The sequence below is a fragment of the Borreliella yangtzensis genome (assembly GCF_014201775.1).
GTDB classification, from domain to species: Bacteria; Spirochaetota; Spirochaetia; order Borreliales; family Borreliaceae; genus Borreliella; species Borreliella yangtzensis.
This window is the reverse complement of sequence record NZ_JACHFG010000002.1, coordinates 288,180-304,309: the sequence shown is the minus strand read 5'-3', so window position 1 is coordinate 304,309 and position 16,130 is coordinate 288,180. Positions and strand designations below refer to the sequence as shown.

At 28.4% G+C, this 16,130-nt stretch carries 12 protein-coding genes; 3 read left to right on the top strand and 9 right to left on the bottom strand.

Annotated features, from left to right (window positions below; genetic code table 11):
- Positions 1 to 12: 12 nt before the first annotated feature.
- Positions 13 to 957 carry a tetratricopeptide repeat protein gene (locus tag HNP68_RS03615; protein WP_183220558.1) on the bottom strand — a complete coding sequence of 315 codons (945 nt, stop codon included), beginning with the start codon at positions 955 to 957 and terminating at the stop codon, positions 13 to 15.
- A 182-nt stretch (positions 958 to 1,139) separates the two neighbouring features.
- Here HNP68_RS03615 and HNP68_RS03610 point away from each other — a divergent pair, with 182 nt between their 5' ends.
- The gene (locus HNP68_RS03610) at positions 1,140 to 2,267 is read left to right on the top strand and encodes a tetratricopeptide repeat protein (RefSeq protein WP_183220556.1); all 1,128 of its coding nucleotides are present in this window, start codon (positions 1,140 to 1,142) and stop codon (positions 2,265 to 2,267) included.
- A gap of 46 nt (positions 2,268 to 2,313) precedes the next feature.
- Here HNP68_RS03610 and hisS read toward each other — a convergent pair whose 3' ends face one another.
- Positions 2,314 to 3,687 carry a histidine--tRNA ligase gene (gene hisS, locus HNP68_RS03605; RefSeq protein WP_183220554.1) on the bottom strand — a complete coding sequence of 458 codons (1,374 nt, stop codon included), beginning with the start codon at positions 3,685 to 3,687 and terminating at the stop codon, positions 2,314 to 2,316.
- 130 nt (positions 3,688 to 3,817) lie between these two features.
- Here hisS and HNP68_RS03600 point away from each other — a divergent pair, with 130 nt between their 5' ends.
- Positions 3,818 to 5,707 (top strand): penicillin-binding protein, encoded by a 1,890-nt coding sequence (locus HNP68_RS03600; RefSeq protein ID WP_183220551.1) that lies wholly within the window; start codon positions 3,818 to 3,820, stop codon positions 5,705 to 5,707.
- On the opposite strand, the gene HNP68_RS03595 is transcribed toward HNP68_RS03600, so the two are convergent.
- The 5 genes from HNP68_RS03595 to HNP68_RS03575 form a co-directional block, all read right to left on the bottom strand.
- The gene (locus HNP68_RS03595) at positions 5,708 to 7,600 is read right to left on the bottom strand and encodes an AMP-binding protein (RefSeq protein WP_183220549.1); all 1,893 of its coding nucleotides are present in this window, start codon (positions 7,598 to 7,600) and stop codon (positions 5,708 to 5,710) included.
- Positions 7,601 to 8,151: 551 nt separating this feature from the next.
- Entirely contained in the window at positions 8,152 to 8,460 is a 309-nt protein-coding gene (locus HNP68_RS03590) for a PG0541 family transporter-associated protein (protein WP_183220547.1), read from the bottom strand.
- Between the two features lies 1 nt (position 8,461).
- Positions 8,462 to 11,677, bottom strand: coding sequence for an efflux RND transporter permease subunit (locus HNP68_RS03585; RefSeq protein ID WP_183220545.1), 3,216 nt, complete (start codon positions 11,675 to 11,677; stop codon positions 8,462 to 8,464).
- Positions 11,678 to 11,695: 18 nt separating this feature from the next.
- Positions 11,696 to 12,661, bottom strand: coding sequence for an efflux RND transporter periplasmic adaptor subunit (locus HNP68_RS03580; protein ID WP_183220543.1), 966 nt, complete (start codon positions 12,659 to 12,661; stop codon positions 11,696 to 11,698).
- 21 nt (positions 12,662 to 12,682) lie between these two features.
- Positions 12,683 to 13,858, bottom strand: coding sequence for a TolC family protein (locus tag HNP68_RS03575; RefSeq protein ID WP_221240642.1), 1,176 nt, complete (start codon positions 13,856 to 13,858; stop codon positions 12,683 to 12,685).
- A gap of 191 nt (positions 13,859 to 14,049) precedes the next feature.
- Between HNP68_RS03575 and yidD the strand changes: the two genes are divergently transcribed.
- Positions 14,050 to 14,340 carry a membrane protein insertion efficiency factor YidD gene (yidD, locus tag HNP68_RS03570; protein WP_183220541.1) on the top strand — a complete coding sequence of 97 codons (291 nt, stop codon included), beginning with the start codon at positions 14,050 to 14,052 and terminating at the stop codon, positions 14,338 to 14,340.
- Here the strand turns inward: yidD and HNP68_RS03565 are convergent.
- Both HNP68_RS03565 and HNP68_RS03560 read right to left on the bottom strand, forming a co-directional pair.
- Positions 14,329 to 15,213: a glycine betaine ABC transporter substrate-binding protein gene (locus HNP68_RS03565; RefSeq protein ID WP_183220539.1), complete on the bottom strand. Its 885-nt coding sequence runs from the start codon at positions 15,211 to 15,213 to the stop codon at positions 14,329 to 14,331. The two genes, yidD and HNP68_RS03565, sit on opposite strands and share 12 nt — an antisense overlap.
- Before the next feature lie 14 nt (positions 15,214 to 15,227).
- Positions 15,228 to 16,127 (bottom strand): ABC transporter permease, encoded by a 900-nt coding sequence (locus tag HNP68_RS03560; protein ID WP_183220537.1) that lies wholly within the window; start codon positions 16,125 to 16,127, stop codon positions 15,228 to 15,230.
- Positions 16,128 to 16,130: the final 3 nt, after the last annotated feature.

Sequence of the window (16,130 nt, the reverse complement as noted above, 5' to 3'; positions counted from 1 at the left end):
AGTGTCAAGCAACTAATTTACATATTGTTGGTAAATTCCCAAGTCTATTTCTTTTATATATAACAAAATCTCATCAATGCGAGCTCTATCCTCTTTTATCCTTACATAATGATCAATAAGCCAAAAATACTTATTAATAAGCCTTGGAAGTAATATACTCTCATTTATTGATCTATAAGACTTTTCTTTAAGTTCATTGCGCAAACTGTAAACAGACTGCTTTAGCTGTCCAAGCTCTATAGGCCTTAATTCTCTTTTAACATTAAAAACACCATTAAGAGAACCATAAACAGGAATCCATTCTTTTATAAGATCATCTGAAATGTTTCTGTCAGACTTAATAAGATCTATTAATCTTAAAATCATATCAGACTCAAGAGAATATATATCTATCTTTTGAGGATTGATAAAAAAAGCCTCTCTGAATAAGACTTTAGCCTCTTTAATTTCATCAACCAGTGCATAAGAATCAGCAAGCTCTGCAACAACATCTGAATTTTCTTTAGCACCTCCTAATATTTGCAAAAAGACATTAATTGCCCTCTCGTAATTTCCCATACCCTTATAAGACTTAGCAATTTTTATTAAAAGATCCAAATTTTCTGGATGCAGTTTGTATATATTTTTATATATGTAAAGACAAGTCTGAAATACAAAATATTTTATAGAATTACGACCTTGCAAAAAATTACAACCCATTTTTTTCAAATATCGACCCGCAAAACTATTCCACTCTCTTATTAAAAATTCTGCTTTTTCATAATCCTGCCCTATTCTATCAAGACTTTCAACTTGGCCATTCCAATACACAGAACTTTTCAAAGCTGTTAAAATTTCAATATTATCAAAATCAAGAGAATGAGCTTCTTCGGATTTTATTAAAGCCTCTTTGAAATTGCCTTTTCTAAAATCTAAATAAATCTCTTTGATCAATTCAATGACTCTTTCTGATGACACATCCCCACCATTTTAAAAATATATAAAAACCCCATTACACTTGATATAATTATATCATTTATCAATTTTTAGTCAAACAAGAACTTAAGACAAAATAACAATATTCTATTTATTATCCTTTTAAAAAAGGATCTTATATTATAATATTAAAAAGAAAATTGTGGGGTCAAATTTTAGCTAATATGGAACCTAATAAAGTTATTAACAAGGCTATTTATTACTATAATTCAAAAAAATATTCACAGGCAATAAAGCTCCTAGAAAAAGAAATCTTTTTCTATAAAAATTACTATTTATATCACTATGTCTTAGGAATGTCTTATCTTCGTGCTGGGAACCTTGGCAATGCCCAAACATATCTTAAAAAAGCTTACACTTTAAACCCTAGCGAACCAAATATAAAACAAGCTATTGCTATACTTTTAGTAAGCCAAGGTAAAGAAGAAAAAGCTATTCAGATATGGCTTAAAATGATAGAAGAAAATCAAGAAGTAGATCGATCAGAACTGTCTCTTGAAATTATTCGAAAAAATCCAATCAAAGGATCTGTTTTTTTAAAAAATAGCAATCTATTTGAAAAATTGTTCCCAATAATTAAAGCAATACCTAATAAAAATTTAACAAAGTTAATCATAATAATTGCTATTGGAGGAATTGTATTTATTTCAATGTTAGCAATCTATTTTATTTTTTATAAACAAAACATAACAATATCAACAAACCTAAAAGCAGAAATAAATAAAAATTTAAACAACATTGCTGCTTACATTGACGACATTAAAATAAGTAATAAAGAAAAAATAAAAAATGAAGAAGGACAATTTATATTAATACTAACCAACAACGAAATTAAAAATTCTTTTGAAAAAATCAAAGTTTATTTAAAAACAGGGAAAGATAATTTTGCAAGAGTGGAAATAAATAAAATATTAAATTCAAATGCATCAGAATCCATAAAACTCAAAGCCAAAAATCTTGCAAGTTTTATCTCAAGACCAGATTTTATTAGCTTTAATGAATACCTAAGCCTAAAAGATATTAAAAAAGATCCATCAATCTATTCAAATGTATATGTAAAATGGGAAGGCGTAGTCAATAATGTCGAAAAAAAAGACAACATAATTCAGTTTGACTTTTATGTAGGATACAACAAAAATGTACTTGCAGGAATTATCCCAACAAAAACAACCTTTGATATTGATATTGATTTTAAAGACAATGTTGAAATACTAGGACAAATAGAATATAAAAAGAATAAACTTACCTTAAATGCAATAACAATTAGGAAAATAGATAAAAATGCAAATTAATCTTAATATTTTTGCTAAAATTTCTCAATACAATAAACATGCAGGATTAAAAAGGAGTACACAGCAACTTTTCATTACATTTGATAAGATTTATTGACTCTTCAAAAGAAAGAAGCAACTCTTCTTTTTTTGTCAAATCTCTTACTTTCATTTTATTTTCTTTGTATTCTTCTTGACCAACAAAAACTAAAAATCTTATCTCTTTACTCAAAGCATATTCTATTTGTTCTTTAATGTTTTTACCATTTTTATTTTTAAAATATACTTCACAAGAAATATTTTTAATTTTAGAATAATCATGATTTCTAAACCTAGTAGCAAGTTCATAATAATAATTTTGCAAAGCACTATCTAGATTTACAATTAAAACTTTAGATCTGGCCTTAGTTACAAATATTTTAATATAACTAAACTTTTCAAGATCAATTATATCCTTTATTCTGTCAACACCAAAAGATCCCCCAACTCCTGAAACCTTTTGAATAGAGTTTGAGAACGAAGAGATTAAATTATCATATCTTCCCCCACTACAAACACTACCCATATTACTACCAAATACCTCAGATTCAAAAACAATCCCTGTATAATAATCAAGTCCACGAGCTATTTTAAGATTTAAGTTAAAAGAATCCTGAATTTTTAATAAACTAAGGTGCTTGAAAACATCTTCTACTCTCTTAATAGATTCGTTGTTATCGCCCAAAATATTTTTTAAGGTTTGTATTTTATCTTTAAAAGTGCCTTGCAAATCTATTAAACTTAAGATCGAATTTACAGTCTTTTCTTCGATCTCAAGAAGCAATTCCTCTTTAACCTTCTCAATTCCTATTCTATCTATTTTGTCAATATTTCTTAAAATAAAAAGGGATTTTTCTTTAATTCCTAAACGTTCAAAAAAAGAATTTAATATACCAAGATGCGAATAATGGATAATAAATTTTTTATTAATGCCTTCTATAAAATTCAAAAAAATCTCTTCAAGGCCATAATACACAACAGAAAGAATTTCGGCATCACCTCTAAAACTATCCTCTCCAACTATATCAAAATCGAATTGCATAAATTCTCTGTATCTACCCTTTTGAGAATTTTCTCCTCTGAAAACTTTTCCAAATTGAGAACGTCTGAAAGGAAATTTTAAACTAGAAATATTTGTGGCAATAAATCTAGCAAAAGGAACAGTTAAATCAAATCGCATGGAAACATCTCTACCCCCATTATCTTTAAACCTATAAATTTGCTTTTCAGCCTCATCCCCACCCTTTTTTAAAAGCAACTCTGAATATTCAAGGACTGGAGTATCTATTAGCTCAAAATTATAAGAATTAAGAACGCTAAATATCTGCCTAACAATATGAATTCGAATCAAAGAATCCTTAGGCAAATAATCTTTAAAGCCTTTTAAAGTTTTAATATCCATTATATTATGCCCTCTGCTATATAGTATCTACTTTTTCAAAGTATAATAACATATAATAATATAGATACAAAAAAAAATGAATAATTTTTATTTCATATAGTCATAAAATAATTTAAGAGGTCTGAAATTCATGCCCAAAAAGATACTTAATAACAATTATCGAATAAAAACAATAGTAACAATATTCTTGGGTATAACTTTGCTAACTATTTACAAATATTTTACGCTAATGGTCTTTAACAACACCCCAGATAACATGATATCTTTAAAATCAAATGATATTACCAGAAGAGGAACAATTTATGATAGAAATGGCAAGCCAATAGCATTCTCTTCAAAGTCTTACTCAATCGGAACAAATCCTCAAAAAATAGAAAATATTGTCAGCACATCTGAAACTCTTGGCGCAATACTCCAAATTGATTCAAGAATTTTGAAGGAAAAGCTCTCTTCCAATAAAGGATTTTTATATATAAAAAGAAAAATAAAAAGGGAGGAATCAGATTTAATTAAAAGAATTCAAGCCGAAGGCAGACTCTCAAACATTGCCTTGTATCCTGATTACACAAGAATTTATCCTTTCCGTCATACTACAAGTAATATTACAGGCTTTGTAGGAACAGATAATTTTGGCCTTGAGGGCATTGAATTTTCTCTAAATAGCATATTAGGAAAAGATAAAACTAAACAACAATTTTTAAATGAAGAATTAGAAACAAACAACATCTACTTAACAATAGACATGGACATACAACAAGGTGTTAGCAAAATAGCTAAAAAATACTTTGAAGAAAATAATCCTGAAAGTTTAATTACTTTAGTAATGAACTCTCAAAATGGAGAAATATTGTCTATGGTTCAATTTCCTCAATATGATGCAAACTTTTATTCCGAATATCCTGAAGAAATACGAAAAAACCTTTCTTCTTCGTTAACCTATGAACCTGGAAGCATCAATAAAATTTTTACAGTTGCAATAATATTAGAAAGTGGGAAATTAAATTTAGAAGAAAAATTTTTAGATAACGGAATATATCAAAAACAATTTCCATCGGGAGAAAAAATTACAATCAAAACATTAAATCCTCCTTATAAATATATAGACTCTACAGAGATTTTAATTTATTCATCAAATGTTGGAATAGCTTACATTACTGATAAAGTTAGCAATGAATACTTTTACAAAAAACTTTTAGATTTTGGATTTGGGAAAAAAGTTGGATTTCCATTTCCTGGAGAAACAAAGGGCCTCTTAAATCATTATTCAAAATGGTCAGGGCGAAGCAAAGCTACAATTGGATTTGGACAAGAAATAGGGGTGTCAGCGGTTCAAATATTACAAGCTGCGAGCGTACTAGGCAATAATGGAATAATGTTAAAACCTAGAATAATAAAAAAAATAAGCAACAATAAAGAAGAAAGCATTAAAAAATTTGATAAAGAAGAAATAAAAAAAACAATATCCAAAAGTTCAGCACAAAAAGTTTTAAAAATGATGAGAGAAGTTGTAAATAAAGGCGGAATTCCAAATCTTAAAATTAAAAATCTTGACATTTCTGCAAAAAGTGGAACATCTCAAGCTATTGACAAAAAAACCGGCAAATACTCAGAAGAAGACTATACATCCTCTATCTTGGCAATATACCCCACAGAAAAACCAAAATATATTATTTATATTGTGTACAGATATCCCAAAAAAATAATATATGGAACAAGAATAGCAGCTCCAATGGCAAAAGAAATAATAGAGTTTATTGAATACCAGCAAAATACAAGCGCATATAAAAAAATCAAAATGCCATCAAAAATCAAGATCCCTAAAATCACCGCTAATTATAAAAACGACACACACTTACCAAATTTTATAAACCTTTCCAAAAGAGAAGTAGTAGATATACTAAAATACTATAAAAATAATATAAAAATAAAAATAAATGGCGACGGATTTGTTTACAAGCAAAGCATATCTCCCAATACAAAATTGGAAGATATAAAAGAGCTTGAACTATATTTAAAATAATCAAATAAATAAATTTTTAATTTCGTTTTTATAAAAATTTAAAATATAATTTCGCTTAATATCCATTTTAATTGACATTTCTTTCCCCACTTCAAATGGTTTTTCTAAAAGAGCAAACTTTAATATCTGCTCAAAAGGCTTAAATCCATTAGTTCTATTGATTAATTTTTTTATTTCATCATTTATAGCCTTAAGAACAAAATTATTTGCAATAATTTGACGTCTATTATTAGCATCAAAAATTTTTTGCCCAACACTTTCGAGATATTTATTTATTTCTTCAAAATTTGGAAGAATAAGAGCACCTAAAAATTTTTGATCTTGCCCTACAACAACCGCTTTTTCTATTAATATTGATTCTTCAAGCTTAATCTCAATTGGAGCAGGCTCAACATTCTCCCCATTATTCAAAACAATTGTATCTTTTTCTCGACCAATAATTTGAACAACATTGTCCTTAGACAACTTTACAATATCACCCGTATTTAAAAAACCATCAGAACCAATAATTCTGCAAGTTGCCTCTCTATCCTTATAATATCCAAGCATTACTTGAGGACCTTTTACAAACAAAATTCCTTTTCCAGGCTTTTTAAGTTTATTTCCATCAGCATCTCTAATCTCAGCAACAGTTCCAGGCAAAATTTTACCACAAGTTCCAATAATCACTTTTTTATACTTATTAGAGGCTACTCCAGGGGAAGTTTCTGTCAATCCATAAGCATTAGCAAGTTCAATTCCAATTGAATTGAAAAATCTAACAACAGATATAGGCATACTCCCACCACCAGTAATTCCAACAACAAAGCTATTGCCTAAGATTTTATTTATTTTATTAAAAATTAAAATATTCCCCAAAGCTTTAAAAGGAAATAAGAAAATTAACCCAAACATTCCCAAAATTTTCTTTATAGGAAAAAACAAGCTAAACCCACTGTCCGGATAAAGCCCCATTACCGCTCTATAGCAAATATCATTAAGAAATGCCAATTTTATAAAAAAATGAAAAATTATTCTAGAAATAAACGGTTTCTTAGAAACTTCTTTGTAAATATTTTGTCTTATTGCAATCCAAAGTCTAGGAACAGCTGCAATATAATGGGGATTAATATTTTTAATGTCATCAAGCATTGCCCTTGGAACAATGGTAGAAAATAAACAAACCATACCCTTGAGAAAAATATTATAAGAAAAAGATCTCTGAAAGGAATGCCAAATTGGCAAAATACACATAAATATTTGACCCACTTGCGTATCAACCATTAAACTAAAACTAGAAACCTGATAAAGAAGATTAGCATGACTAAGCATTACCCCTTTTGGACAACCTGTTGTTCCAGAAGTATATATTATTGTTGCCATATCATTAGAATCAACTTTACTTGCAATGTCAATAATTTCTGAATCTTTTCTCAAATTGTCCCCAAACAAAATACAATCACCATAAGTATAAATTTCAAAATCACCATACTTTAACCTATCTTCTTTATTTATATTTTCAATAATAATAAATATAGGTTTTACTGTGAATTGAATTTGAACAAACATCTCAAGAAGATTTAAATTTTCTAAAATAACTACACCCGGAAGAACAGAGTTAAAAATAATTTCAGCTTCAAAAAGAGTAACATCAGAGCCTTTTGGAATATCAACGGCACCCAAAGATAAAATTGCAAAATCTATCACGGCCCACTCGGCCCTATTTTCAGAACAAATAAATATTTTATCTTGATGTTTAACATTTATTGACTTTAAAAAGGAAGCAAGCTTTAAAACATTGTTTTTTAAGTCGCCATAAGTAACATGGGCATATCCATTGCAAACTTTATATATTTGAGCAATCTTATCCTTTTGTTGATCAGCCACTTCAAAGAATGCCTTTGCTATTGACATATAATCCTCCTTTTAACAAAATTAACATGGTTTATTATATCATTATTAACCATAAATTCATAAAAAAATTATTTACAAAACCCCCTGCTGTAAAAAACATACAGAAAGCTAACAAATTTAAAAAAATCAAAACAAAATTTAAAAATTACTTAACAAAAAGTAATTCGGAATCTAGAAATAAATTCCCATTTTAATGTTTTCACAAATAATATTTTTACTAAATATACATAAAACATTTAATTATTTTCATAAAGATAAAAAAATAATGTTATCACTAAGATTTATTTTATCACTTTTAAGATAATCAGTCACTCTTTTTGTAGAACCTCTTTATTTTTTAAAAATACAAGAAACATAATCTTTTAGCATTAACGCTTCAAAAAATCATTAGATATTCTTGAATAAATAGAATATTTTCTTGGGTGAAAATTTTGCTAAACTTAGCAGCAAATCTTACCCCCCCCCATTTTTATGCTCAAATTTTAAAACATAATTTCTATTATTCAAAAATTTATTACCCAAAATAGTACATAAAATTTTATTCTCAGACATTAATTTTTCAAAACAAAAAAATTAATCCCCTCTGTGGGGTAAGAATGATTCAAATGATCTACAATATCCCTTAATCTATTAACAATAGATTGATTGGAGGTATAAATAATCAGAATAAAATTTTCTTCGGGCCAAACACCATTGCCATGCTTTTCTCCTTTCTTGCCCTTTCCATAAACATTTTCTATCTTAGAATAATATATAGGCTCTCCCAGCTCTCGTTCTACTTTTTCCATACATTCAAGAACATCAAGCTCTAAAGATAAGTTAGAAATTATTTCAATCCTATATCTATAAAATTTAGTCATATCAATCCCCATCTTCTTCAAATAAATTATCATAGCTACTTTTAGTTGAATTATTAATTTTGAATGATTTTTCAATATCTAAATTAGACGCTACTCTTTTTAACCTAAGCTTGAAATTTGAAACAATATTGGAAAAAATTTCAAAAAGCATGGGAATAAAAAACAAAGTAAGAAATGTACTAGCCGTCATTCCACCAATAAAGGTAAATGCAATAGGCTTTAAAAGCTCATTCCCACTTCCACTAGAAAATGCCATCGGAATAAGTCCTATTATTGAAGTCAAAGAAGACATTAAAATTGGTCTAAATCTTGATCGACAAGATTCAATAATTGCTTCTCTTAGACCAAACCCTCTCTTGATCAATAAACCGGTATAGTCTACAAGAACAATTCCCGTATTAACAACAACACCAACAAGCATAAGCATTCCAATTGCAGCAAAAATAGAAAGTTTTTCTCCTGCAAGAAAATGTATAAGTACAACCCCTATTGTCGTTAAAGGAATTGTAAAAATAATAATAAAGGGCTTTAAAAGAGATTCAAATTGAGAAGCCATAATGCCAAACACAACAATAACAGCCATAATAATGATTATTTTAAACTGACTCATAATATTTGAAAATTCATTATATTCTCCTTCAACCTTAAGAACTGTTCCTTCTTTATGGGGAACTTTATTATTAATAAAATCTATAACTTTTGCAGTGACTTGAGTTAAATTGTCATTTGGAGAAATGCCCGCATTAAGATAAATAGTCAAAGCTTGGTTTTCTCTGTAAATAGATTCCTCTTTATTGGTTTTTTCAAAGGTGGCTATTGATGAAAAAGGAATTTTAACTCCAGATGGATTTGTAATAAATATTTTTTCTAAATCTTTTAAATTTTTAACATCCATTCTATCAAGCTTAAGAACAATATCATAATTAAGTCCATTTTCTACATATTGCCCAGCAACAACACCATTAACATTAGCCTTCAATTCATTTAAAATGGTATTCATGTCAATGCCATAATTGTAAGCTAGCGCTCTATCTATCTCAACACTAATTTGAAGTTGAGAATCACTTACACTAAGTCTTGGATTTACAAGTTCTGGAATTTCCTTTTTCAACATAAAAACTAAAGTTTTTCCATAATCCTTTATATACTCAAAATCATTTGCTGAAATTTTAATTTTAATAGAATCTCCACCACCCAAAGCATTACCACTGGAAGAGTCAATATTAAATTCGGGATAAAGATTCCCGATGCGATTCATAACCTTATACTTAATTGCATCGTAATCTATACTTTTAATCAACTTATCTTTTACCTCTTCCTTAAGAGGAAATAATACATTAAAAGTTATTCTCTCAGCACTCAAAGTAGAAATAATACTTTTATATCCTTTAGCCTCACTTTTTACAATTTCTAAAAATCTATTAGAATAAAATTTTGCATATTCTAAATTAGTTTTATGGGGAAAATTTAAATTAATAAAAATTGAGTTATCTTTTCCTCTATTAAAAGTTGTCACATCTAGCAATAATCCTAAAAGTAAGCTACCAATAAAACTAAAAAAAACAATCAACCCAAAAATCAATTTGTGATTTAAAACTATATTTAACAAATTGATATACAAAAATTCTAAAAAATAATAAATACTAGCAAAAAAAGCATCAATTTTCCTAATAAAAGCACTCTTAATATTCTTTTGAAAACTTGTGTACAAGCCAACGTAATGGCTTGATAAAACGGGAACCAAAAAAATAGCAACTAAAAGAGAAACCCCCAAAGAAATAACAATTGTAAATGAAAAGTCTTTAAAAAAATCTCCATATACTCCAAGTTCTGATTTGAAAATAAGAAATGGGCCAAAAACACAAATAGAAGTAAAAGTTGAAGATGTAATAGGCAGCATCATCTCTTGGGCTCCAAGAATAGAAGATGAAATAAGCTTTGCTCCTTTTTGCCTGTATTTGTATATATTATCTATTACAACAATTGAGCAGTCAACAACCATTCCAATCCCAAGTGCAAGACCTGCAAGACTCATAATATTAAGAGAAATATTTACAAAATACATTAAACAAAAGGTCAAAATAATTGCTATTGGAATAGAAATTCCAATAATTATTGTGGCTCTAAAGCTCCTTAAAAAGAAAAAAATAACAAATATTGCTAGCAAGGCTCCAAAATAAGCTGAATTTACAACCGTTGCAATAGACGATTTAATAAAATTAGTACTATCAGACGCAATTTCCAATCTTATATCTTTAGGCATAGATAATTTCAATTTTTCTATTTCACTCCTAACAATATTAGAAACTGCAACAGAATTAGCATCACTACGTTTTTGAACTGATAAAGAAATTGAAGGCAAACCATTATATTCAACATATTCTGACAAATCTTCAAAATCGGTCTTAATATTAGCAATATCTTTAAGTTTTATTTCAATAGCAGATGAATTTATACCAGAAGAAGAAATATCAGGCATCTTATAAGCTATAACTACATTGCCTATCTCTTCAATTGATTTAAATTTTCCAGATACTTGAACCAAATATTCTAAGTTGTTTTCCAATATATTACCAGCTGAAAGTTCAAAATTTTGAGATGCTATAATCGAAGATATTCTTGACAAAGAAAGCCCATAAGACTCTAATCTATTTTGAGAAACTTCAATTAAAACACGTTTTTTGCTTCCGCCATTAACAGTAACAATTGCAATCCCATCAAGCCTTTCAAGTCCAGGTTTAATGATCTCTTCGGCATATCTTTTAAGCTCAGAAATTGGCCTTGCAGAATTAATGATAATTTCCATTACAGGAATATTTTTAAGATTGTATCTAAAAATTCTAGGTGCCTGCGATTTACTAGGTAATGAAGATTTTACCAATTCAATAGCATCTCGAATTTCATTTAGAACCAAGTCCAAATCAGTTCCATGATAAAATTCAAGTGAAACAGTACTATTTTCTTTAGAAGAAATGCTATATATGTTTTTTAAATTTTTTACTGAACTCAAACCACTTTCAAGAACTCTAGAAATACTCTCTTCAACTTCTTTAGGAGAAGCACCAGGATAAACAGTATTGATACTTATTTGGGGGATATCAATCCCAGGCAAAAGGTCTACTTTCAATCTTGAAAAGGTATACAAACTTATCATCATTAACAATGAAAATAAAATTAACATTGTTATTGGTTTGCCAACTACTCTCTTTACCAACATAACAAATCTCCCAATAAATTAAATATTGCTTTCAGATGAAAGACCCTCTCTTGTATCTACCAAATTTATTAGAGTTCCGTCAGAAAGAGTAGACATTCCTTCTACTACAATTAAATCATTCTCTTCAATCTCGCCTGAAAGAGCTATGATATTATCTATTTCAAAAAGTACTCTAACGGGTAACATTTTAACACTTTTGCTTTCTAAATCTAGCTTAAATACAAAGCTATTACCTTCCCTCTCAACAACCGCCTCTCTTGGAATCTTAATTACATCCCTAAAGCGTTTAGTAATAAGTTTAATTTTAGAAAACATACCAATAATCAGTTTGTCTAAATTGCTACCAATAGGTGTAAGATATACCTCAATAGCACGACTTTTAGAATCTAAAACAGGAGATATCTCTGAAACTTTAGCTTTAAATTTTTCATTAGGATAAGCTCCAACTTCAATAATAGCATCATTTCCAACTTTAATATTTGAAATGTATTTCTCAGACACATAAGTTAAAATTTGCTTTGCATCTATTCTTCCTACTACTGCTATGCTAGACTGGGGATTAACCGTTTCGCCAATTTTTTTTCTAATATTTAAAATATATCCTGAGATTGGCGCTCTTACTGGACTTTTCAAATATACAGAACCGGGCCTTGAAGGATCAAGAGTGGCAACTATTTGCCCTTTCTGAACATAAGTCCCAAGCTTTATTTGTAAAGAGGTTATTTTACCTGCAGCATCTGGGAAAATATCTGCTTTAACTTTTGTATCTACATCTCCATTTAAAGACAAATAATCACTCAAAACTCCCTTTTTAACTTTTATAGCAATTACTGGAAATCTATAAGAACTTTCCTTTTCCTTATTAATATTTTTGTCATCTAGTTTGTTTTTGCCCACACACGAAACGTAAATTACAACTAAGCCTAAGGGGAAAAGTAAAAAATATTTTTTTAAAAAAAATTTAATATTAAAAATCAAATTCATAAAAATACCTCTTAATGCTTCTTAATCTAATGAATTTATTAAATCCTTATATTCAAGTATAGAATTGGAATAATTTAATTTATCTTCAATAAATTTCAAATCACTCTGCTTATAAACAAGCTCAATATCATTCAATTTAGAAAGATCCATGATCCCGGAATTAAAAGCATTAAATGCCATTTGATAATTTTTATTAGCTAATTCCACATTAATTTTAGAAGCATCAAGAATCGCTTTATATCTTCCAATATCCTTTCTTTTTTGCACAATACTAGATTTTAAATTTCTAATCTTGCCCTCAATATTGTTTTGCAATATTTTTAATTGGTAGTTATTATCTTGTATTTTTGTAAAACTCTTTGAAAATGGAAATATTTCAGTTAAACCGTAATTTAAGCTAAAAGATGCCAAAAACCCACTTGAAAAACCTTTAGAATTTTCATGAAATGATCTATAAGGAGAGTAAGAAAATGACAAGGAAAAGCTTGGCAAAAACGTATCTAACCAAAGCGAACCAATAAGTTGCTCTGCCATTTTTAAGCGCATATTTAACTCCTTAATCTCTAAGGATTCATTAAAATTTAACTCCTCATTAAATAAAGAAAAATCTATTGTCTCGTCCGGCAATTCTCCAATAATTTCAAAATCTTGATCTGGCTCTAATCCTATTAATAATTTAAAAATTTCTTTTGATTTTTCAAAATTAATAATCTGACCATCTAAATCTGGTTGCGATTTTTTATGCTTAAGCTGTGCATCAAGATAATCTATTTCTGATATCAGTCCATTATTATAAGCAATTCTAGCTTGTTCAAATTTAAGTTTACTATTTTGTATTTGACTTTCAAAAACTTTTAATGTACTTTTTAGAGCTATCAATTTATTATAGGATTTAAGAACATTTAGCTTAATGTTACGAACAGCACTCTCCCTTTCTATTTTTGCATTTTCATACTCCAACATAATAAGTTCAATTCTCTTTAAAACAGAAGGAGACAAAGAAAGACTAATCGCAACTCCAAACCCTAAGCCCCAATAATCTCTCTCAAGCTCACTCAAAGAAGAAGGATTCCTGCTAAGTGTAGAGCTAAGGTTAACATTTGGAATAAAAGCATTCCATGCATTATTTTTATAAAGTTTTTTTATATTTTCCTTATATAAAGCATTTTTTGAATCCAAACTGCTTTCTAAGGCCATATTTACAGCCTGTTCGGGTGATATTTGAATAATTTCTTCAGCAAAAGAAAAAGACACAATTACAAAAATTAAAAAAATTTTTTTAATTTGAAGCCACCTTTATAATAAAAATTAAAACCTTACCATTATAAAACTTAATTAATATTTTCAATCTGTTTGATTAATTATTATAATATAATACAATTCTAAATATGAACATTTTCAAGATTTTCTTTATCTTAAATTATACTCTTATTTTTTTAATAAAAATTTACCAAAACACTTTTTCTAAAGTATTTGGACTACAATGCATATACAAACCCACTTGCTCAAAATATTCAATTGAATGCCTTAAAAAATACAACTTTCCAACAGCCTTAATATTAATGACACTAAGAATAATAAGATGTAATGCATTATTCAAAGGAGGAAATGATTTTATTCCTAAATACGCTCCTATTTCAGCATCTTTAAAAGAATTTCAAAAAAGATTAGTCAAATAAAGCCTTATATTTTTCTGGAATCCACATTTTTACAATTTCTTTATTCTTTTCAACAAATTCAACTGCATTGCGATACTCTTTGCCCGGCTCTTTATCATTTTTATCCATTAAAGGCAATATTAAATCATCATTCCAATAAAAATGATCAAAAACATAATATGCATCAATATCATCATTTTCAAGACCAAGTCTAACAAGAGTGTGCACACTCTCAATCCCCCCCATAATTAAATCAGGATCATCAAGAAACTTAATATCATATCTAGAAAAGGCCCAATGGGGTTTCCACAAAGGAACTAAAATCCACTCATTTCTCTTTATTGAGGAATCTAAACTTGCAAGCATAACACTTTCACTTGAGGGAACTAATTCATACTCTTTACTTAATCCATAATAATTAAGTGCTTGTTCTGTAACAATCTGAGTTCCCGCACCAGCATCTATACCAATCATCTTGTTTTTGAAATTGGACCCTTTGCCCTTAAGCTCACTAATACTAGAAATTGGAACATAACTTGGCACTACAAACCCCTGAATAGTTCCCTCATAATTTGCACCAAGGTCAACAAATTTTGTTTTCAGCTTTTCGTAATAAAATTTATCAGCTGTAGGAACCCAAGAAGACACTGTGCCATCTACCTTCCCAGATGCTAAATATTGATACATTACAGATGTGGTAACTGAAAATATTTCTGCATTATAACCCATTTTTTCAAAAACAACCTTCAATACATTTGTAGCTGCTGTTTCTCCACCCCAATTTACATATCCAATTTTTACCGATTTTAAATTTTTTGAACTCCTCTTTTCATCACAAGACAAAAAAATAAGAAAAATACAAAATCCAATGAATAATTTATATAAAAAATTCATAAAATATCCTCCGTTTATTTATTATATATTTCTAAAAATCTTTTAAATTTATTTTCTTTCTTTGCTCCATAATGATCTGTATTTAAATAACTAAATTTAATAAAGATAGACTGCATAATCCTATCTAAAATAATAGCTATAATAACAACTGCTAATCCAGATATTAACCCCTCACCAAAATTTAATCTTTCTATAGAGTAAATCACAGTCCTGCCCAAACCGGAAGATCCAACCATTGCAGCAATTACTATCATAGATATTGCCATCATTATCGACTGATTAATACCTTCAATTATACTCTGAAGAGAAAGAGGAAGCTGCACCTGCAAAAGAATACGTAAATTACTACTGCCAAAAGACTTCGCAGCTTCTATTACCTCATCTGAAACTTGAACAATTCCCAACCTTGTATATCTAATAACAGGGGGCATGGCAAAAATTATTGTAGCAAAAATAGCAGAAGCTGTCCCCATTCCAAAAAAAGGAATAGCGGGAATCAAATAAATAAATGGGGGCATAGCTTGCATTAAATCTAGAATAGGTTTTAAAAAAACATAAAATCTTGGGAAATATCCCCCAAAAATACCTATAGGAATTCCCAAAATAACAGAAACAAAAACAGAAACAAATATAATAGCGATTGTATCCATTGAAGCTTCCCAAAGATTAAAATACAAAATAAAAAAGAACCCGGGCAAAATTAAAAATATTAATCTCTTTTTTAAGAAAACAAAACTCAACAGGCATACAGTCAAAATAAAAAGAATAGGATTAACAAAAAGAAATAAATCTTTTAAATTTTCATATAAAAAAATTATACTTTTAGAAAAACCTACCCCATCAGAAATTGAAAAATTATCAACCAAAAAATCAAAAAAATTATCTATTTTTAATATAAAAAAATCTTTACTCATAAA